This is a genomic window from Microcoleus sp. N3A4, assembly GCF_036701805.1.
In the GTDB taxonomy this organism is placed as follows: Bacteria; Cyanobacteriota; Cyanobacteriia; order Cyanobacteriales; family Microcoleaceae; genus Microcoleus.
Genome location: NZ_JAUBRJ010000011.1, coordinates 65,324 through 91,078, shown reverse-complemented (window position 1 = coordinate 91,078; position 25,755 = coordinate 65,324). Strand labels below are relative to the sequence as shown.

The window sequence follows — 25,755 nt, the reverse complement described above, 5'->3', positions numbered from 1 at the left end:
TCTCAAAGGCAAAAGGTAGAAAACATAAAGAATCATAAAAATTCGGCCGTTTGCCTTCTACCTTCTGCCTTCAAAGGCGTCAATCTCCAACACTTAAGCTGGATAAATCCGCAGGCGGCGGTTGGGTTCTTCCCCAAAACTGTGGGATTTCAGGTGATAGTGTTCCACAAGTTCGTGCTGCATTTTGCGGACGTTGGGAGAACGGGGCAGGAGTTCCACCGGCTGTCCCTTGGGAATGACAATTTGCTCGACTGCCAAGCGCGTTTCTTCGAGAGCTTCGAGCTCATCAGAAGAACCGCTGCGGGCGAATAAGGCGAGGTCTGCCACTTCCGGGGTGCCCGGGTCGTCCATGTCCAACAGGCGCCGCAAAGCTCTCGCTACGTGGGGAATAGTGCCGGCCTTAATTGTGTGCAGGGGAACTTGGCGAGTTTTGGCCAAGTGCCTCAATTTCGACTGGTTCCGAACGTTCGATCGCAAAGCCAAAACCACGTCAGCACTCTCAATATCCTTCGTCAGCAGCACCGGCAGGTTCAGCGTCGAAATCACCTGTTCGAGCTGGTGGCGAGCTATGCCGTAAGGATAAACGTGGAGGGGCAAATCTTCGCCGTTAGGGCCGACATTGTGGGAATAGCGTCCGGGCTTGGGTACCGGCTCGACGGACAGGGATTCTTCGAGCAGTTGCTCGAAATACCGAGTCTCAGAAACCGGCGCGCTTTTAGCAGCGAAGTTCTCGCCTTGAGCGGGCATCGGCACCATTTTGCCAGCACTCCGCCACCCAGAGATCGGTGTGACGGGCCGGATTGCCGATACCGCAGCCGGGCCGCCGTTCGCTGGCATCCCCGGAAACCGGGCGGGGGGAGCGACCGACTCGCGCTCGATAATTACTTCTCCAGTCTCGCTGACGCTTCTGATTTGCTGGTTCGGTTCGCGTCCCCGCAGCAGACTGTCGATCGAATCTGCAACTCGCTCGTGTATTACCCAGCGCTGGCGTTCCAGCATTTCGACGGCAATTTCAAAAGTGGGCGGTGCTTTGCGCTCCAAAACCGTCTTTTGAGAACCGCGGCGTCTTGCTTCGTCATCTCCCAGCGTCACCGCTTGGATGCCCCCAATTAAATCTGCCAGAGTCGGGTTTTTCATCAAGTTTTCGATCCGGTTCCCGTGGGCGGTACCGACCAACTGCACGCCCCTTTCGGCGATCGTCCGAGCCGCCAAAGCTTCGAGTTCCGTGCCGATTTCGTCAATCACGATCACTTCCGGCATATGGTTTTCCACTGCTTCGATCATGACTTGGTGCTGGAGTTCGGGACGAGAAACTTGCATTCTGCGAGCTCTGCCGATCGCCGGGTGCGGGATATCTCCATCTCCGGCGATTTCGTTGGAGGTGTCGATGATTACCACCCGTTTTTCCAAGTCATCGGCGAGCACGCGGGCAATTTCGCGCAGGGCCGTGGTTTTGCCGACTCCGGGGCGGCCGAGCATCAAAATTGACTGACCGGTTTCCACCAAATCGCGGATTATGCCGATCGTCCCAAACACAGCGCGGCCCACCCTCAAAGTCAAGCCGATAATCTCGCCGCTGCGGTTGCGAAGGGCGCTAATTCGGTGCAGGGTTTGCTCGATACCGGCTCGATTGTCGCCGCCGAAGTGGCCGACTCGCTCGATGCAATAGTTGAGGTGTGCCTTGGTAATCGGCGTTTGGGAAAGAGGTTCGGCCGAGGATGGAAAACGAGCTTCAGGTTGGCGGCCCAAGTCCATGACAATCTCAATGAGATTGTTGCGCTGCGGGTGCTGCTCTAAGGGCTGCCGGATCTCATCTGGCACGATGTCTAATAATCTGTTGAGGTCGTCTGTAATCTGCATTCGCCTCGATGTGTTCGGTGACGTTTTCAACTTTTTAGTCAGTTGTTCAGTTGTTATTTGTTCAGTTGTTATTTGTTATTTGTTATTTGTTATTTGTTGTTGGAATTAACTACTAACCACTAACTACTAACTACTAACCACTAACTACTAACTACTAACTACTAACTACTAACCACTAACTAATGACTAAAATTCTTTGAGCTGGGAAACTAGAGAACGAGCTAAACTCACGGCCTCCGAGAGAAGTTCTGGGACTGCTTCGAGCTGAGGTAGCCGAGATGTTTGAACTCCGGCTGCTGGCTGCGCGAGTGCCACCGGAACGGCATAGGCTCGATCGGTCTGCATTGTTTCTAATTGTTCTAAAATTGGCGATAGCAAAACCCTGGCATAGCTGCCGTAAGCTACACCTGCAATGTACGGGACAGGGGGAACTGACAAATTTTTCCCGCCATCCAACAGCAGTCCGCCGGCTCTCAGCTTGCTGACAGTGTGAGCATTAGTGCCGCCTGCAAGTTGCACGTATCCCGGCAACTGGGCCGCCAAAACTTTTTGACCGAGTTTGACCGCGGCTCTAGTAGTTCCTGTTCCGATATCTCCGCTCATCGGCCTACCGTCGGTTTGCCAAATTAGGGGACAAGGAAGGGGGGAAATTATTTGATAGAGTGTCCGCAAATAATCAATCAAACCGTCTCCATCGGGGCAACTAATTGCGATTACTTTGAGTTGACCGACCCAGGGAGCTATGCTCGACCAAAGTCGCCCAAAATCTGCCTCTCTGCCTACTTGCGTGTGGATTTCTAGGGCGTCCGCACCGGATTGCAAGATTAAAGGTGCGATCGCGCCGGGAGCAGACACGTAAGAACGAGTATAAATTAGTTGGCTCGGACAAATCGGCAGACAGCGACCGCAGCCATAGCACTGCTGGTCTATCACCCCGGAAAAACCACTGCCAGCACTCTGAAAAACTATTGCTTCGGCTGGACATATTTTTTCGCACGGCCGCCAGCAGTCCGCCGGACACTCGGCTGGGTTGAATTCGGCTTTGCGAAAATGCGGGTCTTCCCCATCGTTTAAACTCACCATCAGCAACGGCAACCCTTTGCCGCCAAACCTGCGGTTTTGAGTTCTTGCCTGTAATTCGCTGGCCACTTGTAGGGCTTCTTTCGCTGCGGCGACGGCGGCGGGATCTGCCGCGACATCGATACAGTCAGCGCCTGCTAAGGTGTAAGCCAAGGTGAGATTCCGTACAGCAGGCAGGTGTTGAAAGCTCGCCCCACAGATCAGCTTGAACCAATGGCCGCCTTTTAATGAGTTTAGGGGATGATAATGTTCTGTCACCCTTATATGCTAATCCTTTGAGCTGAAAATTACTATCTGAAAATTTCTACTTAATTTTAAAATTTAGGCTGATACAAGCTGGAAACGCTACTGATAGCAGTAGCTCTAGTGCTGTTTGCCCTATATGTAGAGTTCTGACTTAACTATTTTTGAGAAATCTAATTTTTTTGAGAGTGCCTAACTATGACGCGATTTTCAACTTTGGCGATCGCCTTGACTTACAGACAGACTCTCTATCATATCATAGTTGGGTCGATTGGGCAAGGAAAAAGTAGGCTAGAGATTTTTTTTGGAGTTGCCGTGCAATGGCAGTTGCCATAAAGTTCGATCGAGCGTTGAAACCCATCGACCAACCGCAGATGAACATTCTCCTCCCTAACTTGAAGCTAAATTCATCTGGGTTAATCTGCGATTCAACTAGCTATACTACTTGCTCAGCCGCTTGTAAACCGTAGCCAAAGCATGGCTATCCCCCACATTTCCCGGGAACAAAACTACAGGTAAATTGGGAAATAGAGGATGGTCTGCCTCCGTTTTGACCACCGAACAACCTGCGATAATTTGACCGATTTGCCTGACACTTTTTAGCGACAAACCTGTACTCAAAACATCATTAGAAGTAATGCCGCCCTTGCTAATCAAAAACCCGATATCCGCAGGCAGTCCCCGCACGATATCCATCAATAAAGCAGAAACAGCCTCTCCAAATTTTAACCGGATTTCCGCATTTTTAAATTGTAGTTCCTTGCGGCTGGTATAAATTACAGGCGTTTTGCCATCGGCACGAGCAGTGCGGACTTTTTCGAGAGTTTCATCGAGCATTTGAGTGCGATACTCTGGAGAATCTTCTAACAAGTGAGATACATCTATTTCAATGCTAACTGTATTGGGTTCTTTTAACAAGCGTTCCAATTGTTCAGTAGTTTTCTTAACGTGGGAACCAACTATGACTGCACCCGGTTTGCCTTCCCTCACGTATTTTGCCATGTCGTCGGCTGCTACTGGCTGGTGGCCGAGGTCAGCTAAGGATGTTAAAATACTCGCCCCGCTGCGGAATAAAAACTTTTTGCCATGACTGACTGCATCGAGAATGTGTTTGGCAAATGTGTCTAAATCGCCTTGGCTTTCGCCGTCAACAACTGCACATTGGTTGTCTGTCATGTCCATCAGTCGATCTAAACTTCCGTAGCGGATGTCTGCGAGTAAAATGCGATCGACTGCATCAGCGGGAATGCGACCTTTGGTTTTTTCTTCTACATAGTCTGGCAGGTAACTGTGACTGTACCCGAAGACTGAATCTTTGGCAAATTCGGTTTGGTGTACTGGTATTTCGACGCTGTTAACTATTAGGTAGTGCACGCTGTGACGGGTAATTCTGCCTCCTTCAAAAAAGGCCGGAATTAGAAAATGGGCGTCGAAGGGGCCGAGTTCTTCGGCGATCGCGTCGGTTTCGATCGGATAGTGGCCGCGCAGGGTAGAATCGGAACGGCTAACTATTAGGAAGTCTTCGATTTTTTCGCTGGCGATCGCCTTTTTGAGATTTTGGCACACCTCGCGGGTGACGGAGGCTGCTTTTTCGGGAGTTAGCGATCGAGTATTTGTCAGTATGAAGAAAATTGGGGACTTGTCCCGCAGTCCCAAACGCAGGGTTTCTTCGTCCCAACGTGTCAGCAGCAAGCAACTGTGCACAGTTTGAGAACCTGTCGGATCGTCGTCGAGAACTATAATCTTGGGTTTGGCAGAAGACATACTGACCTGGTTGTTAACATCTCCTTTCCAAGATATACTCACCTGTTACCTAACAGGAAAAAATTTACAATCATGATATTTCTTAACAATTCTCATAACTCATAAATTTTTAAATGTGTTTTAGTTTGAGCGGTTCAGTAAGGTGCGCGTTGCTACTGGGTAAGATGCACGCGCAGCCGTACACCCTACTAATTTTTGCCATTTTTTAAATTAGCAGCGTTTCGATCTTGCAACTTTTTCATTTCTGCTTGAACTGCCATAGCTAGCTGCAAAGCTTCGTAGAGCAATCGCCCCGGCTGGCTCGATCGATCGCTAATTTGCAGGGAATTCAAAGTTCTCAAATTATTGGCAAACAATTCGGAGTTACTAGCGACAAATTTTTTGTTTTCCCTGAGAATTCTCTCGGTTTTCAAAGCTCGAACTAAATCGTCTCTGATTAGCTGCAAGGCTTGAATCACTTTGGCGCGATCGCCGATTTTGACTTCCGCATTGCCGGCATCTTCTATCCGATCGTTAATTTCAATCGCTTTGATTATACCGTTATAGCGATCGACATCATCAAAAAGATTGATTAAATCTTTGTTTTGGCTCCACCGAATTTTCCACACATCCTCAAAGATTAAACCGACTATCGCAGCGAGGTGGAGGGCGAACCAAAACAAATACGCTCTAGGAAATATCGCAACCAGCAGCCAACAACTGATGAGAACCAAAACAATTAAAACGACTGTTTTCAGAGCTTCGCGGGCAAACTTAGTCGCACTCGCCGGCCGGTATACGCGATCGGGCCCCGCGCCGCTGAGGTGCTTGAGCTCACCGACAGTAATTTCTAATCCCTGAATGTCAGCTCGCATAAATCTTCACAAATATATGTTAATTATAAAGTTTTGTAGTAGAACAAGGGGCTCGTCTACAATAAACCTAACACTTTTTTCACCCAAAACTGCACTATGTCCGCACGTCCTATATACCTCGACAATCACGCCACAACCCCCCTAGACAAACGGGTACTTGATGCGATGCTGCCCTATTTCACCGAACAGTTCGGCAACGCAGCCAGCATCAACCACGTCTACGGCTGGGAAGCAGAAGCAGCGGTAAAACAGTCGCGACAAATCATAGCAGAAGCAATCAATGCCTCCCCAGAAGAAATTGTTTTTACCAGCGGTGCAACGGAAGCAAATAACTTAGCGATTAAAGGTATCGCCGAAGCCTATTTCAGCAAAGGAAAGCACATTATAACAGTAAAAACAGAACACAATGCAATTCTTGACCCCTGTACGTATTTGCAAAAATTGGGATTTGACATTACTGTTTTACCGGTGAAAAGCGACGGGCTGATTGATATAGGCGATTTGATCAAAGCGATTCGGGCAGAGACAATTTTGGTTTCAGTGATGACGGCTAACAACGAGATTGGCGTCATTCAGCCGATCGCAGAAATTGCAGCAATTTGTCGCGGAAATGACATTCTTTTTCACACAGATGCGGCACAGGCGATCGGCAAAATTCCCCTCGACGTACAGGAGATGAATATCGATCTAATGTCCTTGACAGCCCACAAAATCTACGGGCCAAAAGGGATCGGCGCCCTCTACGTCCGCCGCCACAAACCGAGAGTGCAGCTAGCGCCGCAAATGCACGGAGGAGGCCACGAACGGGGAATGCGATCGGGAACTCTCTACCCACCGCAAATAGTCGGATTTGCCAAAGCAGTAGAATTAGCAATTGCAGAAATGCAGTCGGAAACAGAACGAGTGGTTAATTTGCGGCAGCGTTTGTGGGAAAATTTGAGTGAATTGGGCGATGTTTTTCTCAACGGTCACGCTACTAAAAGATTGCCTGGTAATCTTAATATGAGTGTAGGCGGGGTTGACGGACAAGCGTTGATGTTGGGTTTGCAACCGGCGGCAGCAGTTTCTTCGGGTTCTGCTTGCACTTCGGCGAAAATATCTCCATCTCATGTTTTAGCAGCGATCGGGCGATCGGACAAATTAGCTTATGCTTCAATTCGGTTTGGTATTGGCCGGTTCAATACCGAAGCAGAAATAGATGCAGTCGCCGAACACGCGATCGCAACTATTACATCTCTGCGACAAGCACAAAAAGTAATGAGTTAGACAGTTGACAGTTGACAGTTGACAGTTGACAGTTAACAGTTGACAGTTGACAGTTAACAGCGAAAATCCGTTCTGGGTTTTTGCTGTCCACTGTTAGAAAGTAGTTTAGGACTTACGCATAAATACCAAAGAAACTGGGTTTTTATCCATTTTTGCGATCTGTAACGAAGCATGATGCCAAAACCCGGTTTCTGAACACCCGCGCGTAAGTCCCAAACGCGAATTCCTATAATCTGTAGGGTGCGTCGCTGTGAGATACTCAATGGAACTTGCAGATTTTTTCGGGCGACGCACCTTACCATTTAGGATTGGACGATTCAATATCGTAGATGAGTTAAAGCATATACGACCAGATCCCCTACTTCTGTAGCCGTTTCCCAGACTCAACATCAAAGCTAATGCTAGAAGTCGGGCATCTACTAACACCAATCGTTTACTTATAACCAAACACCTCGCGCACCCGATAAATCGGTTTTCCCTGCGACTCGTGATAAGTCCGCATCATCACTTCCGCCAGCAAACCAAAACAAAATAACTGCACGCCAGTTAACAGCAAAACCACAGCCAAAATCAGCAAAGGACGATTGCCAATACTTTGACCAAAAGCCAATTTCAGGAAAGTTAAATAAATCCCTAAAACTGTTCCCAACGCCATAGAACTCATTCCCAAAAGTCCAAAAACGTGCATCGGTCGAGTCAGGAACTTTTTCATAAAAGAAATAGTTAACAAATCCATCAACACCCGAAAAGTCCGCCAAATCCCGTACTTACTTTGACCGAAACGGCGGGCGTGGTGTCGCACCGGCAGTTCTGCAATTCTCGCGCCTTCAATAAACGCCAACGCGGGCAAAAAGCGGTGCAATTCCCCGTAGAGATTCAAGTCTGCTACCAACTCGGATTTATAAGCTTTCAAAGAACAGCCGTAGTCGTGCAAAGTCACGCCTGTAACGCGACCAATTAACCAGTTCGCAATTTTAGAAGGAATCAACCTGCTGATAGTATTATCCTGCCGATTTTTCCGCCAGCCGCTAACTAAATCGTAGCCTTCATCTAACTTTTCCAACAACAGCGGAATATCAGCCGGGTCATTTTGCAAATCGCCGTCTAGGGTAACAATAGCACGACCGCGAGCGCGATCGAAACCTGCCGACATGGCAGCAGTTTGCCCGTAATTGCGGCGCAAAATTACAGCACAAAGGTCATCGCGACTGCTGGCTAACTGCTGGAGAAGTTCTGCTGAACCGTCCTTAGAACCGTCATCTACACAAATAATTTGATAGCTGAGTCCAGATGCTTGGATCGAAGTGGCGATCGCCTCAATCAAATGAGGCAAACTTTCCACCTCATTATACACCGGTACCACCACCGAAACATCCAGAACAACCTCAGCCTCAGCTTGCTGTCGCGCCAAATTTTCCAAAAATAATGCAGCGTCCATTGATTTATTCGATAACATCAGTAATCATTAGTCATTGGTCATTAGTCATTGGTCATTAGTCATTGGTCATTAGTCATTAGTCATTAGTCATTGGTCATTAGTCATTGGTCATTAGTTAACAGTCATTAGTCAACCGTCAACCGTTAACAGTGAACAACTCACTAGGTTGATAACTTGCCACAACTTTACCATAACCGCGCACTTGCTGGTAATAACCTCGACTGACTTCATCTCCATCCTCCGACAAAATATCGATACCGATACCGTTGCGACCTTGTACTTTTCCAGAACTGTGAATGTAGCGACGATCTCCGAGATACAATCCTACGTGATTTGCTTTTTCGGGAGTACCAAAAAATACTAAATCCCCCGGTTCTAAAGCACTGATACTAATAGGTTTAGTAAAAGCTTCTTGCTGATAAGCATCCCTCGGCAACCAGATGCCCGCAGCCACAAAAGCAGCTTGCATCAAGCCCGAACAATCATAATTTGGCCCGACTGTACCGCCCCAAAGATAATAATTGGATTGGTGCATAGCCTCACGAGCAAAAGTAATTGCAATTGGTAATTTTTCCTTAATTTCTGCCTCAGAAACCACCAGAGGATGATACACTGTTTCTGTCGGCTCGAGCAACTCAACATCTCGAATATCCAGCCATCCCGGATAATCATCTTCGCACAGCCGCACCATCACAGCCGTTGTATCCAAGTTTACATCGCTCTGTCTTACGGGGAGTTCGACGACGCGCAAATGCCGCCCCAGCGCTGCTTGAGTTGCCAATCGATCGCACTTTGGGGAATCGTAAATATTTATGTGCGATCGCGCCCGGTACTCCTGAACATCAGATAATTGATAATTGGCCATTGCTAATTGCTCACTGTTTGCTGTTAATTGTTCGCATTTAACGATAGATTGCCATTAGCTGCTAGCCGTTAACCGTTAACCGTCAGCCATCAACCATGACATTTTTCCACAAAGACGAACAATTAGAAACCCTCGGCAGTAGCATTATAGACTCCGCATTGTCAGAATTTACAGGATTAAGTGGCGATCGTATGGCCATTACCTGGATAGTCTACGATCCGCCGGTGCGAGTCAATACAGGCGGCGCCCTGAGTGCAGAAGAATTTTGGAAATATCAACCGCGAGGTTTTAGCGCTAGAGCTTCCGAACGAATTTATCCAGCCAGCATCGTCAAATTATTCTACCTCGTTGCCATCTGGGAATGGGCGCAAAAAGGCATGATTCAAACATCGCCAGAATTAGAACGCGCCGTCCGAGATATGATAGTTGATTCCAGCAACGACGCCACCAGTTTAGTAGTAGACGCGCTCACCGGCACCACCAGCGGCCCAGAATTATCACCAGGCCCCTTTGAAACTTGGAAACAGCAGCGAAACATAGTCAACCGTTACTTTCAATCATTGGATTGGCCGGAATTACAAAATATTAACGCCAATCAAAAAACCTGGTGTGACGGCCCCTACGGTCGCGAGCGAGCAGTTCTGGGAGAATTAATGGAAAATAGAAATATGCTGACCACAAATGCAGCGGCGCGTTTGCTGCACACTATAATCGGCGGCGTAGCTGTTTCCGCCCAAGCATCGCAAGAAATGATGGGTTTAATGAAACGCAGTTTAGAACCAGCAGAATTAGAGGCCGATCCTGAAAATCAAGTTACAGGTTTTTTAGGTGGCGGATTGCCAGAATCAGCAAAATTGTGGTCAAAAGCCGGACTGACAAGTCAAGTTCGTCACGATGCTGCTTATATTGAAATACCGGGTTTGCGGCCGTATTTGTTAGTTGTATTTACCGAGGGGAAAGAGAATAGCAAGAATGAAGAGATTTTACCATTTATATCGCGGCAATTTGTCGAAGCGATGAAAGTGCTTAATTAGATTTATGTTGGTAAATTGAAAACTATATACACAGATGCCCGACTTCTTTAACAAGTCGGGCATCTAACACCGTCAACTGTCAACGCTAACTTTTTAATTGAACTTGCTCCATCATTCGTCGATCTTGTTGGCTGTGAAAACGATGAGTTGAGGAAAGTAATTCTTCTTTGGTAACAGGAGTTCTTCTGAGAGTATCTAAAGGAACTAGAAACTCACATTTTTTTATTTTGATATCCAGTGCATCAATTACAAATCTTACATCCAAAAAACTGGCATCTTCGTAGTCATTATCTTCATAACGTTTAATTTGTTCTTCTTTCAGTCCAGCTAAATCTGCCAATTCTTTTTGGCTTAGCTTAGCTGCCATGCGAGCTTTAATCAAGATTTGGGGTAAATAATCAATATCATCAAGTGTTAATACTATTGGGGTGTCGCTATCATGAGATGTAAGCCTGTCATATTCAGCAATTTCTGCTTGTAAAGCCATCAGGTGAGATTGTTTGACATCCCCAGAAAGTTGCCACCCTTCGGGGTCTTTTTTCTTCAGTTCCTCATCTTGCTCTAACGCCCTAAGAGAATATTCAAAATTTCGGGCGCATTCTTGACTATATTCATACTCTTTTTCATTTTTAATCATGGCTTCCACCTTAATAAATCTATAGCAATAATGCCTTTAGGATTTAACTGTCTGTCACGCTGAAAGAATTCTATAGAAGTTAAGCCGTAATCTCCTATAGGTTGATCTGAACGAAAAATTTCACCTTTATATTTGGATTTCTGTGCACTACGATCGAAATGATTTAGTAATCTAGGGGCATTTTTTCGGAGATAATCGTAATCGACATCCTCGCTATCCCAACAAGCATCAAAATCTCCTGGGTCTGGTTTAATGGTAACAAAGCTGCCGTTGATATAAATTGTCCGGCAACCACCTGCTTTGAGTTGCTCCATTGCCATTCGCAGTCCGCGCATTAAACGCAACCTCAGCTCGTTGCTTCCAAATCGTTCTACAAATTCTTCCCATTCGCAAAAATGTACTCCTGGGGGTAAGTTGCCGTTTTCATCGAATTCTGGAATCACTTCCTCACACCTTAACACAGATGAATATCCGGCTCTTGAGCGTACCATATTGCGATCGTTGTTTGGAAGATTGCGATCGCAGCGATCGCTTCATTGACGTTCGCGACAGACTGAGGTGGCGCTACCGATCGCGAAGAGTGAGCAAAAGATGAGCCGAAAACGCAACTTTTAAGGGTATGACGAATCCAAAAACCTTTATCGATAAATGATTAAATAGAACGGAGAGGGAGGGATTTGAACCCTCGAAGGATGTTAACACCCTTAACAGATTAGCAATCTGCCGCTTTCGACCACTCAGCCACCTCTCCAAGATGACAGTAACTAACTATAGCACACACATCTTCTTTTTGCCAACCCCTCATTCAAAAATTCCTCAATCCCTTACTCTGTCTAGCATCCGCGACCTCAACCGCCAGCCTCTTCCCCAAAGCCCCTAGCCTTCAAGTGCTTTTCCCAACTAAAATTGGAACTCAAAAAGAACCTCTTAGTATACAAATATCCCAAGCGGTACAAGTTAGCCTTGCGATCGGCATCAAGGTGAAAATCCGTCGTCGTCACCTGAGCTTCAGTCACATCAATATTAATCACCCTGCCTTTATCCATTTCCCGCTGGTGATAGCGGTCTCTTGCTTTCATCATCGTTCTGAACATCGCCGCCAGCATCGACAGCGGAGTATCAATCTTAACTTGATTCTCAATTCCAGTATCGACCAATCGAAACCCAAAGGTAAACCAGCGGGGCATAGCGGGAGTCGAACCGACGGATTGTGTGTCATAAATCCACAGTGGGAAATTGCTCAGAATTCCCCCATCGACAATTAAGTCATCGCCCAGTTTTCCCGGTTCAAAAAATAGCGGAATACTCATCGACAGCCGCACCGCTTCAGCTACGCTAAAATCTTCGGGATTTGCGAGTCGCAACTGCTGGTATAAAGCATCGGAATCGGCAGATTCCTGCCGTCGCAAGTCGTCGGGGATTACCAACATTTCACCGCGAGTGAGGTTGGATATTACTACTTTTAATTCCCGGTCTTTTACGATCTGTTTAACATCGGCAAAAGTGTGCAATTTACCTCGACCGAGCATGGTTTCCAGCCACTGCAGGAACGGCTGCGCCGAATATTCTCCCATTTGACGGCTAACTGTTAGAAAAAGTAGCGTCCAAGCAGGAGATTGCAAGTCGTCGGCGGGGTCGCCGTTTAAAATTAGAGGACTGTTTTTTTTAGTTAAAAATATGCTGTAATCGAGCTGTCCTAAAATTTCCTCTAAATCATCAATTGACAAGTCGGTTGCCAATACTGCGGCGGTAATTGCACCGGCAGAAGTGCCTGCCAGTTTTCGCCAGCGGATGCCCAAATCGCTGCAGCACCTGAGTGCTCCTAAAAAGGCAACTCCGCGCACGCCACCGCCTTCAAAAACCCCGTCGGCATAGATTTGACCGTTTTCGTCGGGAGGCGGAAATTTGCTGAGAATTGTTTGTTTTTCGGTGGCGGTGATCCTGACACCGGGTTCTTGCAAAATTTGCTGCGGATACCATTTGCTCATGGGAAATACCTCGGATCGATTGGGGATTTTAGATTTTAGATTGATATCTATTGTTCTTGATTTTTGTGGGCATTCATTGCTTCTTTGACGTGTTCTTGAACTTGCGATCGCACTTGTTCGTAGGCCACCGACGCGCACCAAGGCCGGAGAGATAAAATAGTTGTATCTGGAGTAATCTCTGCCACCAAACAAGTCGGGGGCGGATTTTCCAAAACCAGGGGGTGAGAGTGGGCAATTTCTAATAACTCAGCCACTGTCGGACGGATCGGCCGATCGCCAATATCAATCTTCAAGTCTACTCGCCTCGTTCCCATTGCCGTTGTATTTTTCAGTGTACCGTTAAACAACTGATTGTTCGGAACAATAATTTTTATGCGATCGTCTGTCACCACGGTTGTTGAAAAAATCCCGATGCTGTCCACCACTCCCTTAACATCCCCAGCTTCAATCCCATCTCCCACTTCAAAAGGACGCAAACTAATCAACATTACCCCAGCAGCAAAGTGCGACAAAGTATTTTGCCACGCCAAACCGATCGCCAAACCCGCCGCACCAACCACCGCAACCACACTGGTAGTTTGAATTCCCAACTGACTCAAAGCGGCTACTACTCCAACTACCAAAATCGTAATTTCAGCAGCTTGAACTAAGAATTTCCGCAGTGTGGCTTCGGTGCGACTCAGTGCTCGGCGAGTCACGCGGCCCGCAAAGTCGATCGCAAATCGCGTAATTAACAAAATGCCGATCGCCCACAGCAGTTGAGGTACAATTTTAAACCCCAATTCTACGAGTTTTTTCGAGAATTCTTGAGCTACTTCCAAGGCTTGTGTTCTTTCTGCATTTAGCTGAGAATAGAAGGTTTGGGCTATTGGTATAAATCTGCTGATGGCTGTCATATTAATTGGGAATTGGGAATTGGCTTTCCCAGGGAATTGGGCATTGCAGTCTCAGTCTCCTCGCTTATCCCGAGAGTCCGACAGGGGTTGAAAACCCCTGTCTCATAGCGAAAGTCCTCTCAAAGAGGACTAAAGTCGATAATTTTATTCTTCAAACTCTTGAGTCGGTTTTAACTGAGATGTCGCACCATTCTCAATAAGGCTTTTATGGGCGGGCAGGATGCCCACCCCACAAGAAATTAATTCTTTGTGGAACAGGCAAGATGCCTGTTCTTGAGAATGGTGCAAGATGTAAGTTTTAACCGACTTTTGCTATGAGGCGGGGGTTTAAACCCCTGCCGGACTGTCGAGAGAGCTAAAGTCCTCTAAAAGAAAACTAAAATCAATAATTTTCTCGCTCAAACTCTTGAGTCGGTTTAAACCGACTTTTGCTATGAGGCTCTTGTTTAAACCCCTGCCGGACTACTGTTAACAGTTTACTGCTACGCGGGGCAATCGGTGTTTAAAACCGCAGACAATTTCCCACGAAATAGTTCCTAAAGTTGCGGCCCAATCGTCAGCAGTAATTTTATTTTCCCCATCTTTGCCTAACAGAGTCACCACTTCGCCGACTTCTAAATTGGGAATATCGGTTACATCCAGCATTAATTGATCCATCGTTACCGCCCCCACTTGCCGCACGAATTCACCCCGAACTAAAACCTGCATTTTATTAGAAAGATTGCGCGGAATGCCATCTGCATAGCCGATACCAATTACGGCAATCTGTGTCTGCCGCTGAGCTATAAATTGATAGCCGTAACTGACGCCTGTTCCTGCTTCAATTGTTTTCACCTGCGTTACCCTAGCTTTTACCTGCATCGCGGGCTTCAAATTGGCGATCGACTGCAAGTGAGGTGCTGGATAAAGACCGTAGGTAGCTAAACCGACTCGCACTAAATCGTAGTGCAAATCGCGATCGGCGAGGGCAGCAGCAGAGTTTGCCAAGTGGAGGCGAGGGGGGTTAATTCCTGCTATTTTAATTTGCTCGATCGCCCGTTTAAACCGCTGGTGCTGCTCTCTCATAAGTGCGGGATCGGGACTGTCTGCTGTCGCCAAGTGAGAGTAAATGCTGGCTAATTTTAAATTTGGCAAGCGCTTGACTAATTGCACAAATTCTGTTGCTTCTTGCCAGGGCGTACCCAAGCGAGACATTCCCGTATCTAACTTAGCGTGAACTGGCAAAGATTGGTTGAGACCGGCGAGAACTTCCGAAAAAATTAAGGCTTGTTTGGCAGTACAAATAGTGGGCTGCAAGTGCCATTGGGCGATCGCCTTTACCTGTTCCGCTGTATGGGTTGCCCCCAACAGCAAAATCGGCGCTTCTATCCCAGCTTCTCGCAATTCTATTCCTTCGGGAATTGTCGCCACTCCCAGCCAACTAGCACCTGCTTGCAATGCTATTTGACTGACTGCAACAGCACCGTGTCCGTAAGCATCCGCTTTCACAACTGCCATCAGTTCTGTGTGGGGAGATAAGAGATTTTTAAGCTCTTTTACATTGTGAGTTAAAGCTGCTAAATCCATTTCTACCCAAGCCCGCTGGCAAAGTCCCCCGTCACCTTCCCCCAGCACCGTCTGGCGGGATTCTTTTGTCGTTGATTCTGCGGTTGTTTGTTCCCAACTCAACATTGTCGATCGCTCCTACTTGCTTGCACGCTTAAAAACTGCTCTAAAAGCTGCTTGGATATTTTACCCTAAGTTTGATTATAATAAGATGTTTCCTTTAATCAATGTTATACAAGTTTAAAAAAAGAATGCAACTGCAGGCAAGCTGCAAACCCATATTGCATCAGTCATGCCCAATTCTAAAATCTAAAATCTAAAATCTAAAATCTAAAATGGTATTAACGGGTGTATCATAGCACCAAAAATACCCGGTAAAAACTATGGACGGACTGGCCTACCTGCATTTAGCTGAAACTTGGGAAACGGCTGCGGGTCAAACTCGATCGACAAACTCGAAAACGCACCCAAATTTAGCCTCTACTCCTTTACTTTTCTTTACGATCGCTCTCACCGTTTTAAATTTAGTCAATCCCGCACTCGCCATCAAAAAAGGTGATTCTGGCCCGGAAGTTGCCAAACTCCAGAAAACTCTGCAAGCAGCAGGATATTTTGGCGGTAAGGCTACAGGATTTTACGGTTCAGTCACCCGGGCTGCTGTGAAAAAGTTTCAAGCAGACAACAACCTGAAAGTTGACGGAATTGTCGGCCCGAAAACCTTGTCAGCGCTGAAAGGTAAGCCGGAAGGTGCGAGCATTGAAGCTGCGGGAAAAATATCGCCAAATGTCGATCGACCTTCGCCATCTCCTAGCGCCACAGAAAACACAAACCAACCCGAAGATACAACTAACAATCAGCCTAAAGAACCTCTATTTCAAGAACCATTTTTACCACCATTTAAAACAGAAAGTCCCGAGGAGAAACAAGAAAGTGAATCACAACCCCAAAGGCTAATAAATCCTCCCGACAACACTCAAGGAAAAATGACCTTGAAAAAAACTATTTACGGCAAGATATCGCCAAAATCAATAGTTTATTCGGGAGCTGGTTTGTTTTTTGCTCAAAACATGATGTACAGCCACACCATCACAGTTTACGATAGGAACTTTAAATTAGTCAAGACTATTCCCGATACAGTAAACTTGTCGAAGTTCGGCTTTTCTAAATTCAAAGGCAATTATCAAGGTTCTCCCGTAGAAGCTGCTTTTTCAACAGATGGCAAATATGCCTACGTATCCAACTATCAAATGTACGGTTCGGGGTTTAGGAATCCGGGGAGCGACAGGTGCTCTCCAGCGGCAAAACACGACCAAAGTTTTCTGTACCGCATCAATACCCAAACTTTGAAAATAGAAAAGGTAATTCCTGTAGGTGCAGTTCCGAAATTCAATGCTGTTTCGCCTGACAATCGCTTCGCGCTCGCGAGCAATTGGTGCAGTTGGGATTTGAGCGTAGTTGATATCAATAAAAATATCGAAGTCGAGCGGGTGAAACTGGGTGCATATCCTCGGGGTATTGTTGTCACTCCCGACTCAAAAAATGCCTATGTTGCCATCATGGGTTCTTCGGATATTGCAAAAGTGAATCTCATAGACTTTTCAGTAGAATGGCTGAGAAATATTGGCAATGCGCCGCGTCATTTGACGATCGATCCCAAGGGCAAGTATCTTTATGCAACTTTGAACGGTGAAGGAAATGTGGCAAAAATTGACCTAAAAACTGGTAAAGTGGTGGACAAAGTTTCGACGGGAAAAGCCCCTCGCAGTATGACTATTTCTGATGAAGGCAAACTGCTTTATGTAGTCAACTATTTCTCGAATACTGTTAGCAAAGTTAGGACGAGCGATATGAAAGTGGTGCAAACAGTGAAGGTTAATTCAAGTCCGATCGGAATTACTTACGATCCCGAAACTAATCAGGTTTGGGTAGCTTGCTATTCGGGCAGCATTATGGTGTTTCAAGATTAATCTAGCTGGTTCGTAGTGAGAAGGCTTCAGTCCTTACTACAAACAATAACGATGAAATCTTATTGTGGGGCGTTGCTCGTAGCCCGCCCCAAAAATATTATTTGGACAACTTTATAGGCTTCACAACATACTCAGAAGACTTAGCAGGTACTTGACCTTTTTTGGCCATAGCTTGGTAAATCATGGCTGCTACTTCAGCGCGAGTTGCTGTTCTATTAGGCTCCAAAAGTGTGCGCTTCGGGTGGTTGACAACAATGCCAGCTTCTGTGGCTGACGCTACTTTGTTAACTGCCCATTTCGGCACTTTTGCCCTGTCTGTATAAACTTGTAAAGTTTTGGTTGCTTTTGTTGATGGTTTCAGGCTCAAACCGCTCGCTAAAGCTGCGATTACTTCGACACGCGGAATCTGTTTTTCGGGACGGAACTCATTGTTTGGGTATCCTTTAAGATATCCAGTTTTGACGGTGTGGTCGATCGCAGTAGCTGCAGGATTTTTGTCTTTTACGTCTTTAAAATCAATCGATTTTCGGATCGGTTCTTTGTCGTCGGACATTCGCTGAATTAACCGCGCTAGTTCGGCTCGCGTTATCGGTTCGTCGGGACGAAATTTGTTGTCGGTGGAATCAGCAAAAATTTTGCGATCGACTAACGCTAAAATGAACGGACGCGCCCAATATTTGTCAGGAACATCGGATAATATAACGGGCCCAACTTTGGGTTTAGCCGCTTTCGGTTTGGTAATTGCCGGATCGGGAGCCGATCGCACAATTGGTTTGGGAGGAACAACGACGATCGCCCCCACCGGAGGAGTTGCCGGTAAAATCGGCCCTAAAGGTGCCACAGGTGCGACATCCGGTTCTGAGGGAACCAGGGTTGTAGCGGGCGATCGCAAATCCGAATTCGGCGGCGCAGGCGTTAATATTCCCGGGCTCGCGGGCGTGACAGCAGGTTGAGAGAAAACGGCTGGAAATTGCCAATTTTTGGCATTCAATCGATCGGGATTTTTACCTGTTACCCAAAATAAAATTGCTCCCATCGTGCCGAAGGCAACCAAGATAGCAATCAATTCATCCAATCCTAGAGGATTTCTTTCCCCTGACGGGGGTTGTGAAGAAGACATATTGTCACCTACAGACCAATGTAGAAATTAAATCACATATTTTTTGGGTCTGGTAGTGACTGAAATAAATAAATCAACTATTCCAAAGTTCTCACTCTCAATACCTGCGGTGGCGTGGCATCGGGAGGATAGATAAAATCAACTTTTACCGATCCTCAGTTGCGGATTTTTGCAATCTTCAACTCAGCGCCTTCTGCCACTCCCGAAAGAGCCACTCCGACTCGGTTGACGAGAACTCCTGCCGCTACCAAAACTCGGACTCCGCCTTTGCTGCGGGGAAGTTGAGTTGGGCGATCGCCTCAAATTGCTGCCGCCGTAACCCGAACCGGTCGATCGATTGGCATTTGGACTTACTGAGGGTCTTACTGGCTGGTTAGATGTGGGCGATCGCAAGCGGCCGGTCGTCCTTAAAACTTGACGGTTTCTCACCGCAGGAGGCGGAGTTTGGTAGCTAGTTTGATATTGGTTAACAGCTTGGCCGTAAGTATTGCCATAACCGCCATATCCTGTCATAATTCCCGGCTGATAGACTGGCGGCATATAATATTGCGGTCTAAATAACAAACTGCCGATCGCCTGACCGGCTACAGCCCCAGCAAACGGCGCCCAGAAGCCAGATTGCTGTCTCACTACTACGGTTTGGGGCTGACCGGTTTGAGGGTTATTGACAGTTTCAGTCACGTTGTGAACGTACTCAATTTTAAAATCTTCTGTCAAATGCAAAACCGCTGTATTGTTATCCAGATTTAGATAACTTTTCTTGCCTGCCGATATTTCTTCATCCGTTAACCGAGCCATTTGCAAATCCGTAGTGCGGTAAACTGGGGGACTGCCGGCGGGAGTATTCAGCAACATCAAACTGTATTCACCATCAGCATCGTCGTAGGTAGCTTGCTGTACGGGATATTGACCTTGAGCCAAGTTATTGTTTGGTGATGCAGCAGGACGCACCGTGTTAACATTAGTATTTGCAGCAGGACTGGCAGGAGGTTGTGGGGTAGGAGAACCGCAGGCGGTTGCCGTCCAGAACAAAGTTAAAGCCATTAAATAAATTGTCAGTTTTCGCAGCATCATAAATAGTAATTGGGAATTGGGCATCGGGCATCGGGCATCCGGCATCGGGCATCCGGCCTTGGTAGCAAATAACTAATAACTAATAACTAATTACTTATTCCTTAAAGAGGAATGAGTTCGGGGAAATTGACCAACACTTGGTCGTTGGTAAGTTCGTCACCCAACTGTGCGGGAGAAAAGTGAACTTGCACAGCTCGGAGGCTGTGCTGGTAATGTAAATTAATCATTGCTTTTAAACCGACTTTCAGCGCGCTGATGTCAGCGAGGTCTGTTTCTAGGGCAGGAACTTCGCCTTCATAAGCAACTGTCAGCATCACTACGACATTTCTAGTTACCGGCAAAGACAAGGGGGAATTTTTATCGTAAACAGATGTGCTGTATTGAGGCTCGCTGAGATAACGATCGGCTGAATCAGTGAAAAGCTCATCCACATAATCGCCGGCTTCGCCTTCATTCCAAAAAACATCGCCTTCATTGGCTGCTGCTTGCCAGTAGTTGTCGTACTGCAACAGGTGATTGCAAATTTCTACAAGACCTTCTCCTAAAACTGCTAGGTCGCCATCGGCATCAATTGCTTGTCTGGCGGTGCGGTTGAGAACTCCTAACAGCGGTGCAACTTCTTCGCCTGTTAGGTGAACGAACACACGGCAAACTGCCAGTCGAGTTTTACCTGTAAATTGATTGAATCGATCGCGCCAAGCATTCATAATAACCTATAGTTGTAATTTCTAGGGCTATATTTCCCACGATAGCAGGCGATTTGCACTCTTGCCGTCTAACCTCAGATTGATATCGAGGGCATTTTGAGCGATCGCCTCCACAACATACTGTCTCGCTTTGAGTCATCTAATTTTATAGCATTTTTGAATCGGAGCAAATACAGTAGGGAAACGGCACTGCCGTGTCCTGACGGGTATCTGCGATTTTTAATAATAATTGGTAAAAATTTGAGGATTGTAGCAAGACTTTTTTAAATTGATATTAATTCGGCGTTCCTTTGCTTTGCCGGAATATGATATTGTTTGCGATCGATTCACTTGTCAATTGTTTGCTGTGCTTCGCGATCGCGATCGTATGAATTCCGGCTGCGCCGGAATGAGATAGAGGACACGGCACTGCCGTGTCCCTACCGCGATCGATTGTAGGGACACGGCAGTGCCGTGTCCTGATTTCGGGTAAAATTAATTCCGATACAACCGGAATTGATATCACAGGAAATTGTCGGTGGATACATTTAATTCAAAAAACCTCCAATCTTGCAAGATTGGAGGTTTTTTGAGCGAATTCTTTAGTTTGAAATAACTATTTGACGATCGCGTTTTGGACTTGTTCGATCGCAATTTCAGAACTCAACTCGGCAACTGGCGAAACTGGCAAATCCAGCTCGCCGCCCGGAGCTTCTGGGTGTTCGCGAACGGCTGCAACCGCATCTGCTGACTCAGCTACAGCACCCGCCGCCGCCAAATCGAGCAACGCCGGAACTTCCAGGTATTCAGAAACACCTGCATCTGCGATCGGATCGATCGGCTCTTCAAAAACTTCAAAATTATCGGTCATCGCAGCGCAAGCAGCAGAAGCGCGCTGGCCGGCACGGTAGCTCATGTAAGCCGCACCGCCACCCAAAACTCCAGCCAAACCTAGGAAACCGAGAGCTGCTGTTTTGTAGGATTTCCACGGATTCATTCGCTCCGAACCGCCGGAACCCAGGATCGTTGGCCCCGGCCCCGAACCAGATTGACCCCCCCCAGATTTGCTGTAGAAACAGGGGAAAGCAGATGCGGCGTCACCGATGGCGATGCTGCTTGCGATCGCGACGACGGAAGCAATGCCAGTTAACACTTGAAACTTCTTCATGGTGCTCTGGAGATTGTAAAGGATAATTAAAAAATTAATGCTAACAGCTCTTTACAAATGTATCAACTCTGCGCGCCGCCCAAATCGCGGATCGATCGCAAAAGTCAGCTATAGCCTGACGCAATTCAAATTTAAAATTGTCCGTTTGAAAACCTGGAATGGTTGCTGTGTAAGCGTCTTGACTAATAGAACGGCAGAAGTTGAAGTATTGTAAACCAATATGCCCGATCGCGCCCAAATTAGAACATCTGAGGTTAGACAGTAGAAAATTTAGTTACAGACTGGCAAACACTTGGTGACAAACTACTTTTAAGGCTACTTTTGAAAAGGCTTAGTTATTGGAAAAACTCTTATTTTTATGACAGACAGCGGGAATCAAGGCATTGAGCGAGCCCCTCGCCGATTGTTGGTGACGGGCGGGGCTGGATTTATCGGCTCGAATTTTGTGCATCACTGGTGCAGCAGCTATCCGGGCGATCGAGTAGTCGTGCTCGACGCTTTAACCTACGCCGGAAACAGACAAACCCTGGCAACTTTGGAAGGAGGCGAAAATTTTCGGTTTGTGCAGGGGGATATTTGCGATCGTACCCTAGTCGATACCTTGCTCAAAGAAGAAAACATCACCACAGTCGCGCACTTTGCCGCAGAATCCCACGTTGACAGGTCAATTATCGGGCCCGCAGCCTTCGTTCAAACAAACGTTGTCGGAACCTTCACACTTTTAGAAGCCTTCCGCAAGCATTTTGAAGCAATTGATGAGCCATCTCTCAAAGCAGAAATGCGCTTTCTCCACGTTTCTACCGACGAAGTTTACGGCAGTCTCGGCCCCGACGACCCAGCCTTCACAGAAACAACCGCCTACTCGCCCAACAGTCCCTACTCAGCCTCCAAAGCTGGCAGCGACCACCTCGCCCGCGCCTATTTCCACACCTACGGCGTCCCGACAATTATCACCAACTGTTCCAACAATTACGGCCCCTATCACTTCCCAGAAAAGCTCATTCCATTAATGTGCATCAATATGCTATTGGGCAAACCGCTGCCAGTTTACGGCGACGGTCAAAACGTGCGAGATTGGCTCTACGTGCTCGACCACTGCCGCGCTTTAGATGCCGTTATCCACCGCGGCCAACCTGGGGAAACCTACAATGTTGGCGGCAACAACGAGGTTAAAAATCTCGATTTAGTAAAAATGCTGTGCCAGCTAATGGACGAATTAGCTGAGGATTTGCCCGCGCGTCCTTGCGAACAATTGATCGCTTTTGTCAAAGACAGAGCGGGGCACGATCGGCGTTACGCTATTGATGCCAGCAAAATTAAAACAGAGTTAGGTTGGACTCCCTCAGTAACAGTTGAAGAAGGTTTGCGGCAGACTGTAGAATGGTACTTAGCTCATCGGGAGTGGTGGGAACCCCTGCTTTCCGAGGAATATCAAACTTACTACCGGAAAGTCTACTCTAATTAATCTCCTCCTGGACGCACGGGCCACCAAAAACCCGAACCGGTCAAAAAAAAACCGGTTTTCCAGCTCGATATTGCGTCCAGAAAGGTTGCTGTCTTGCCTCCAAGCTTTACATTTAAACTCCTGGCGCAGAAACCGGGTTTGAGGGAGGAAAATCTTTCGTGGAGTGCGATCGGAGTTAAAAAACCCAGAGTTAAAAAATCCGCTTTCTTGGGTCTTTACGCCTAAGTTCAGATTTAATTAGGTGGAGTTAAATATCACAAACATTCACTGTTGTCAATTTTTGTAAAGATTTAGTTAACAATCATCCCAAACGCATAAATTCAAGTGTTTGTGGCGGATAATTTGTATAGAGTTACCAGATTGAGTAAGCATTTTAGAAGCTTTTACTAAACACAGAAAGTAGCAATGACCGAAATCAACTGGCTCAAGCACGTCCAAGAACCTAAATACTGGCTGTTAGGCATCGCCTCCGGTTTGATTGCCCTGCACCTGACTCTGACTTCCAGAACAAACGACACTGACCTGTTCGGCACAATGTTATTGTTTTGGGGAGTCGTAGCATTTCTTATTTGGGAAAGACACGAATCCTTAACTTTAGAAAGCGGAGTTTTCAGCAGCTTATTTGGGGCATCGCTAATTGCTTTAATATTGCTCAAAAGTTCCTCGATATCAGGTGGATACGACTATTTTATAAGGGTTGTGCCTTTCTTATGTGGAATCAGTCTGGCGTTGCTAGCTTCCGGTACAAAAGGACTGAAACAATATTGGCAGGAACTTCTAATTCTTGCTTATACAGCTATTCCTCCCGGATTGATAGGAGTATTTGTTGATGTAGCCCTATTAACAGCAAAATTTTCAGCTTTCCTCCTCCACTATCTAGGATTTGAAGTGGTGCGGAAAGGGGTTTTTCTCATCCTGGAAAAGGGCAGCGTGGAAGTGTATCACGGCTGTTCCGGGGTAAATGCAATGCTACAATTATTAGGACTAGCTCTGGTTTTCTTACTGATGTTTCCTACCACTACGGGTCAGAAAATAGTATTGCCATTCGTGGCCATAATTACTGCATTTCTAGTTAATGCCGCGCGAGTTGCTCTCATGGCCGTGCTGGTATCGCTATCTCAACCCGAAGCATTTAAATACTGGCACGCAGGAAATGGTTCGGTAATCTTTTCGATGATTGCTGTATTTATTTTCGGGTTATTCTGCTGGTTTGCAATTTTGAAAGACGAACCCCAAAATAAGGAAAAACAGAATTGCTAATGGCTATTACTTCTTGGAAACCAGTTAGGCTTTCCCTGTTGGCTGTTACTTTGGGAGGGGTTTTGTTGGTTGCCGGAAAATTGGTTTTCTATCCATCTGCCGGCAATAATATTGTTACCCCGTTTGAGTTTCCCGAGTCGGTGCCTCTAGCCGATTGGAAACTCAGCAAGAGCGCGCCTCTGGAAATTAGCGACAATTCAGGATTCAAAGCTGCCAGGAAATATGAATATCAAAAAAATAGCACGGTTCTAGAAATAGAGATGCGCTATGCGGTAGACACCATTGGAGATGTGGAAGGTATGATGAAAGGACATACTATTCTCAAGTCGTCTCCTGGTAAACTAGCATTAGCAAGCACTCAAGGCGCAGGGTTTCACGGAATTTTGCAACAGCAAAATCGACTTTATTTGAGTTCGTGTATCAATCCTCGCGGCGGTGCTACAGTAACTTCCCAACAGTTTAGATACAATCGAAATACTCGCGATTGGCAGCCGAACCGCATTCTGTTTTGGCTGTTGGGTAGGGGAAATATTCAAGACAGGCGCTGTTTGTGGACTCAGATGTCTGTGCCTTTGGATAAAACAACTCCAGAAAATGCCCAAAAAATTCTAGAGAATGCTTGGGTTTCTTGGTATGGGTGGTGGCAGCCGCGATTTCCCGAACCTTGAGTCGAGCCAGTCGATTTGAGATTTGAGATTTGAGATTTACTCCACAGGTGAATCTGGAAGCTTGAACAAGAGTCTAAATTTTTTGACTCTCCACGACTGTTGTCGTTCGCAAGTATCCGTTTTTGGGCGGGTCAAGAGAGATTTTTCTTAACAACAATTCTGATTATTTTATGAATGACGTACAAGGCGAGCAAGGTTTTTCTATCTACAGGCTGCGTTGGATTGGCTACGGTTTATTAATTCTGTCGTTATTAGATACGATCGCAGTTCTTATACCAGCAAATTTTGGCAATCGCGTCTGGGAATTGCAGACGATTGGGGCTGTAGTGGAACGGGTGCCAGTTCCTTTACTGGCAATGGCGCTGATATTTTTTGGAGAAGGGTACGATCGCAGACGTTTGGAAGACCCTTTTTTAAAGGTTTTGTCTTGGCTTTGTCTGCTGCTGGCCTTGGTTTTTCTGTTGATGATGCCTTTGGGAATTTTTGGCACTATCTACGTCAACAACCAAAACAACAAGCAAATTACTACTCAAGCAAACCAACAATTAGCTCAGTTGCAGCAGGTGGAAGAACGGCTGAATAAGGGTACTCCTGAAGATTTAAGGAATTTGGCGGGGGAACTTACCCGTTTGGGGGTACAAGCGGATACGCAAAACCCGCAGCAACTGAAAGAGCAAATTCTTTCGAGAATTACTCCGGCTAAGGAAAGGTTGCAGACGCAAAGCGCTGCGGTTCAGTCAAGTCAGCGCGTGGGGTTATTTAAAAATGCTGTTAAGTGGCTGCTGGGCGCGCTGATTTCTAGTGTTTTGTTTTTTACGTTGTGGCGGGGTACTGATTGGGCTCGGTAGTAGTTTTGAGTTTTGAGTTATATCATGTC

25 protein-coding genes, 1 tRNA gene and 1 pseudogene are annotated in these 25,755 nt (G+C 46.6%); 8 read left to right on the top strand and 19 right to left on the bottom strand.

Features of this window, described 5'->3' with window-relative positions; genetic code table 11:
• Nucleotides 1-93: 93 nt before the first annotated feature.
• On the bottom strand, nt 94-1,860 hold the full coding sequence (locus tag QUA56_RS09115; RefSeq protein WP_333356096.1) for a R3H domain-containing nucleic acid-binding protein: 1,767 nt from the start codon (nt 1,858-1,860) through the stop codon (nt 94-96).
• Nucleotides 1,861-2,046: 186 nt separating this feature from the next.
• Nucleotides 2,047-3,198: a circadian clock protein LdpA gene (gene ldpA / locus QUA56_RS09110; RefSeq protein WP_333356093.1), complete on the bottom strand. Its 1,152-nt coding sequence runs from the start codon at nt 3,196-3,198 to the stop codon at nt 2,047-2,049.
• A gap of 183 nt (nt 3,199-3,381) precedes the next feature.
• Here ldpA and QUA56_RS09105 point away from each other — a divergent pair, with 183 nt between their 5' ends.
• The gene (locus tag QUA56_RS09105) at nt 3,382-3,519 is read left to right on the top strand and encodes a hypothetical protein (RefSeq protein WP_333356090.1); all 138 of its coding nucleotides are present in this window, start codon (nt 3,382-3,384) and stop codon (nt 3,517-3,519) included.
• A gap of 105 nt (nt 3,520-3,624) precedes the next feature.
• Here QUA56_RS09105 and QUA56_RS09100 read toward each other — a convergent pair whose 3' ends face one another.
• Nucleotides 3,625-4,947 (bottom strand): four-carbon acid sugar kinase family protein, encoded by a 1,323-nt coding sequence (locus QUA56_RS09100; protein WP_333356087.1) that lies wholly within the window; start codon nt 4,945-4,947, stop codon nt 3,625-3,627.
• Between the two features lie 188 nt (nt 4,948-5,135).
• Complete coding sequence (locus tag QUA56_RS09095) at nt 5,136-5,801, bottom strand: hypothetical protein (protein WP_333356084.1); 666 nt, start codon at nt 5,799-5,801, stop codon at nt 5,136-5,138.
• Nucleotides 5,802-5,897: 96 nt separating this feature from the next.
• Here QUA56_RS09095 and QUA56_RS09090 point away from each other — a divergent pair, with 96 nt between their 5' ends.
• A complete protein-coding gene (locus QUA56_RS09090) occupies nt 5,898-7,067 on the top strand; it encodes an IscS subfamily cysteine desulfurase (RefSeq protein WP_333356082.1) in 1,170 nt (389 codons plus the stop codon).
• 433 nt (nt 7,068-7,500) lie between these two features.
• Here QUA56_RS09090 and QUA56_RS09085 read toward each other — a convergent pair whose 3' ends face one another.
• Nucleotides 7,501-8,505 (bottom strand): glycosyltransferase family 2 protein, encoded by a 1,005-nt coding sequence (locus QUA56_RS09085; RefSeq protein WP_333356079.1) that lies wholly within the window; start codon nt 8,503-8,505, stop codon nt 7,501-7,503.
• 136 nt (nt 8,506-8,641) lie between these two features.
• The gene (locus QUA56_RS09080) at nt 8,642-9,370 is read right to left on the bottom strand and encodes a C40 family peptidase (RefSeq protein ID WP_333356076.1); all 729 of its coding nucleotides are present in this window, start codon (nt 9,368-9,370) and stop codon (nt 8,642-8,644) included.
• Between the two features lie 95 nt (nt 9,371-9,465).
• Between QUA56_RS09080 and QUA56_RS09075 the strand changes: the two genes are divergently transcribed.
• Nucleotides 9,466-10,404, top strand: coding sequence for a serine hydrolase (locus QUA56_RS09075; RefSeq protein ID WP_333356073.1), 939 nt, complete (start codon nt 9,466-9,468; stop codon nt 10,402-10,404).
• An 85-nt stretch (nt 10,405-10,489) separates the two neighbouring features.
• On the opposite strand, the gene QUA56_RS09070 is transcribed toward QUA56_RS09075, so the two are convergent.
• From QUA56_RS09070 to alr, 7 genes are all read right to left on the bottom strand, one after another.
• Nucleotides 10,490-11,041, bottom strand: a complete 552-nt coding sequence (locus QUA56_RS09070; protein WP_333356071.1) for a helix-turn-helix transcriptional regulator — start codon at nt 11,039-11,041, stop codon at nt 10,490-10,492.
• On the bottom strand, nt 11,038-11,532 hold the full coding sequence (locus QUA56_RS09065; RefSeq protein ID WP_333356068.1) for a DUF6932 family protein: 495 nt from the start codon (nt 11,530-11,532) through the stop codon (nt 11,038-11,040). The genes QUA56_RS09070 and QUA56_RS09065 overlap by 4 nt, the downstream gene beginning before the upstream one ends.
• A gap of 171 nt (nt 11,533-11,703) precedes the next feature.
• A tRNA-Ser gene (locus tag QUA56_RS09060) sits at nt 11,704-11,792 on the bottom strand.
• A 97-nt stretch (nt 11,793-11,889) separates the two neighbouring features.
• Nucleotides 11,890-13,029: a patatin-like phospholipase family protein gene (locus QUA56_RS09055; RefSeq protein WP_333356066.1), complete on the bottom strand. Its 1,140-nt coding sequence runs from the start codon at nt 13,027-13,029 to the stop codon at nt 11,890-11,892.
• Nucleotides 13,030-13,076: 47 nt separating this feature from the next.
• Nucleotides 13,077-13,925, bottom strand: coding sequence for a mechanosensitive ion channel family protein (locus tag QUA56_RS09050; protein ID WP_333356062.1), 849 nt, complete (start codon nt 13,923-13,925; stop codon nt 13,077-13,079).
• Between the two features lie 144 nt (nt 13,926-14,069).
• Nucleotides 14,070-14,213 carry a hypothetical protein gene (locus tag QUA56_RS09045; RefSeq protein ID WP_333356059.1) on the bottom strand — a complete coding sequence of 48 codons (144 nt, stop codon included), beginning with the start codon at nt 14,211-14,213 and terminating at the stop codon, nt 14,070-14,072.
• Nucleotides 14,214-14,393: 180 nt separating this feature from the next.
• Entirely contained in the window at nt 14,394-15,596 is a 1,203-nt protein-coding gene (gene alr / locus QUA56_RS09040) for an alanine racemase (protein WP_333356056.1), read from the bottom strand.
• A gap of 257 nt (nt 15,597-15,853) precedes the next feature.
• Between alr and QUA56_RS09035 the strand changes: the two genes are divergently transcribed.
• Nucleotides 15,854-17,437 carry a peptidoglycan-binding protein gene (locus QUA56_RS09035; RefSeq protein ID WP_333356053.1) on the top strand — a complete coding sequence of 528 codons (1,584 nt, stop codon included), beginning with the start codon at nt 15,854-15,856 and terminating at the stop codon, nt 17,435-17,437.
• 97 nt (nt 17,438-17,534) lie between these two features.
• Here the strand turns inward: QUA56_RS09035 and QUA56_RS09030 are convergent, their stop codons facing one another.
• The 6 genes and pseudogenes from QUA56_RS09030 to QUA56_RS09005 all read right to left on the bottom strand — a co-directional run bounded on the left by QUA56_RS09030 (nt 17,535) and on the right by QUA56_RS09005 (nt 21,485).
• Nucleotides 17,535-18,557: an S-layer homology domain-containing protein gene (locus QUA56_RS09030; RefSeq protein WP_333356050.1), complete on the bottom strand. Its 1,023-nt coding sequence runs from the start codon at nt 18,555-18,557 to the stop codon at nt 17,535-17,537.
• Nucleotides 18,558-18,634: 77 nt separating this feature from the next.
• Nucleotides 18,635-18,703, bottom strand: a pseudogene (locus QUA56_RS09025) (DUF3370 family protein); the annotation flags it as partial.
• A gap of 37 nt (nt 18,704-18,740) precedes the next feature.
• Nucleotides 18,741-19,631: a hypothetical protein gene (locus QUA56_RS09020; protein ID WP_333356210.1), complete on the bottom strand. Its 891-nt coding sequence runs from the start codon at nt 19,629-19,631 to the stop codon at nt 18,741-18,743.
• 101 nt (nt 19,632-19,732) lie between these two features.
• Nucleotides 19,733-20,338 (bottom strand): DUF1517 domain-containing protein, encoded by a 606-nt coding sequence (locus tag QUA56_RS09015; protein WP_333356047.1) that lies wholly within the window; start codon nt 20,336-20,338, stop codon nt 19,733-19,735.
• Nucleotides 20,339-20,612: 274 nt separating this feature from the next.
• Nucleotides 20,613-20,843: a hypothetical protein gene (locus tag QUA56_RS09010; protein ID WP_333356044.1), complete on the bottom strand. Its 231-nt coding sequence runs from the start codon at nt 20,841-20,843 to the stop codon at nt 20,613-20,615.
• Nucleotides 20,844-20,933: 90 nt separating this feature from the next.
• Nucleotides 20,934-21,485 carry a hypothetical protein gene (locus QUA56_RS09005; RefSeq protein WP_333356041.1) on the bottom strand — a complete coding sequence of 184 codons (552 nt, stop codon included), beginning with the start codon at nt 21,483-21,485 and terminating at the stop codon, nt 20,934-20,936.
• A 358-nt stretch (nt 21,486-21,843) separates the two neighbouring features.
• Between QUA56_RS09005 and rfbB the strand changes: the two genes are divergently transcribed.
• The 4 genes from rfbB to hpsJ-A all read left to right on the top strand — a co-directional run bounded on the left by rfbB (nt 21,844) and on the right by hpsJ-A (nt 25,726).
• The gene (rfbB, locus tag QUA56_RS09000; protein WP_333356038.1) at nt 21,844-22,950 is read left to right on the top strand and encodes a dTDP-glucose 4,6-dehydratase; all 1,107 of its coding nucleotides are present in this window, start codon (nt 21,844-21,846) and stop codon (nt 22,948-22,950) included.
• Nucleotides 22,951-23,355: 405 nt separating this feature from the next.
• Complete coding sequence (gene crtA / locus QUA56_RS08995; RefSeq protein WP_333356035.1) at nt 23,356-24,210, top strand: cyanoexosortase A; 855 nt, start codon at nt 23,356-23,358, stop codon at nt 24,208-24,210.
• Nucleotides 24,210-24,878, top strand: a complete 669-nt coding sequence (locus tag QUA56_RS08990) for a cyanoexosortase A system-associated protein (RefSeq protein ID WP_333356032.1) — start codon at nt 24,210-24,212, stop codon at nt 24,876-24,878. Before crtA ends, QUA56_RS08990 begins: the two co-directional genes overlap by 1 nt.
• A gap of 170 nt (nt 24,879-25,048) precedes the next feature.
• Nucleotides 25,049-25,726: an HpsJ-like protein, cyanoexosortase A-associated gene (hpsJ-A, locus tag QUA56_RS08985; protein WP_333356030.1), complete on the top strand. Its 678-nt coding sequence runs from the start codon at nt 25,049-25,051 to the stop codon at nt 25,724-25,726.
• The last annotated feature ends 29 nt before the right edge of the window (nt 25,727-25,755 follow it).

Bases quoted from the DNA above. Each gene is read 5' to 3' on its own strand.
- QUA56_RS09115 (WP_333356096.1), bottom strand. From the start codon at position 1,860: ATGCAGATTACAGACGACCTCAACAGATTATTAGACATCGTGCCAGAT.
- QUA56_RS09105 (WP_333356090.1), top strand. From the start codon at position 3,382: ATGACGCGATTTTCAACTTTGGCGATCGCCTTGACTTACAGACAGACT.
- QUA56_RS09100 (WP_333356087.1), bottom strand. From the start codon at position 4,947: ATGTCTTCTGCCAAACCCAAGATTATAGTTCTCGACGACGATCCGACA.
- QUA56_RS09095 (WP_333356084.1), bottom strand. From the start codon at position 5,801: ATGCGAGCTGACATTCAGGGATTAGAAATTACTGTCGGTGAGCTCAAG.
- QUA56_RS09090 (WP_333356082.1), top strand. From the start codon at position 5,898: ATGTCCGCACGTCCTATATACCTCGACAATCACGCCACAACCCCCCTA.
- QUA56_RS09085 (WP_333356079.1), bottom strand. From the start codon at position 8,505: ATGGACGCTGCATTATTTTTGGAAAATTTGGCGCGACAGCAAGCTGAG.
- QUA56_RS09080 (WP_333356076.1), bottom strand. From the start codon at position 9,370: ATGGCCAATTATCAATTATCTGATGTTCAGGAGTACCGGGCGCGATCG.
- QUA56_RS09075 (WP_333356073.1), top strand. From the start codon at position 9,466: ATGACATTTTTCCACAAAGACGAACAATTAGAAACCCTCGGCAGTAGC.
- QUA56_RS09070 (WP_333356071.1), bottom strand. From the start codon at position 11,041: ATGATTAAAAATGAAAAAGAGTATGAATATAGTCAAGAATGCGCCCGA.
- QUA56_RS09065 (WP_333356068.1), bottom strand. From the start codon at position 11,532: ATGGTACGCTCAAGAGCCGGATATTCATCTGTGTTAAGGTGTGAGGAA.
- QUA56_RS09055 (WP_333356066.1), bottom strand. From the start codon at position 13,029: ATGAGCAAATGGTATCCGCAGCAAATTTTGCAAGAACCCGGTGTCAGG.
- QUA56_RS09050 (WP_333356062.1), bottom strand. From the start codon at position 13,925: ATGACAGCCATCAGCAGATTTATACCAATAGCCCAAACCTTCTATTCT.
- alr (WP_333356056.1), bottom strand. From the start codon at position 15,596: ATGTTGAGTTGGGAACAAACAACCGCAGAATCAACGACAAAAGAATCC.
- QUA56_RS09035 (WP_333356053.1), top strand. From the start codon at position 15,854: ATGGACGGACTGGCCTACCTGCATTTAGCTGAAACTTGGGAAACGGCT.
- QUA56_RS09030 (WP_333356050.1), bottom strand. From the start codon at position 18,557: ATGTCTTCTTCACAACCCCCGTCAGGGGAAAGAAATCCTCTAGGATTG.
- QUA56_RS09020 (WP_333356210.1), bottom strand. From the start codon at position 19,631: ATGATGCTGCGAAAACTGACAATTTATTTAATGGCTTTAACTTTGTTC.
- QUA56_RS09015 (WP_333356047.1), bottom strand. From the start codon at position 20,338: ATGAATGCTTGGCGCGATCGATTCAATCAATTTACAGGTAAAACTCGA.
- QUA56_RS09005 (WP_333356041.1), bottom strand. From the start codon at position 21,485: ATGAAGAAGTTTCAAGTGTTAACTGGCATTGCTTCCGTCGTCGCGATC.
- rfbB (WP_333356038.1), top strand. From the start codon at position 21,844: ATGACAGACAGCGGGAATCAAGGCATTGAGCGAGCCCCTCGCCGATTG.
- crtA (WP_333356035.1), top strand. From the start codon at position 23,356: ATGACCGAAATCAACTGGCTCAAGCACGTCCAAGAACCTAAATACTGG.
- QUA56_RS08990 (WP_333356032.1), top strand. From the start codon at position 24,210: ATGGCTATTACTTCTTGGAAACCAGTTAGGCTTTCCCTGTTGGCTGTT.
- hpsJ-A (WP_333356030.1), top strand. From the start codon at position 25,049: ATGAATGACGTACAAGGCGAGCAAGGTTTTTCTATCTACAGGCTGCGT.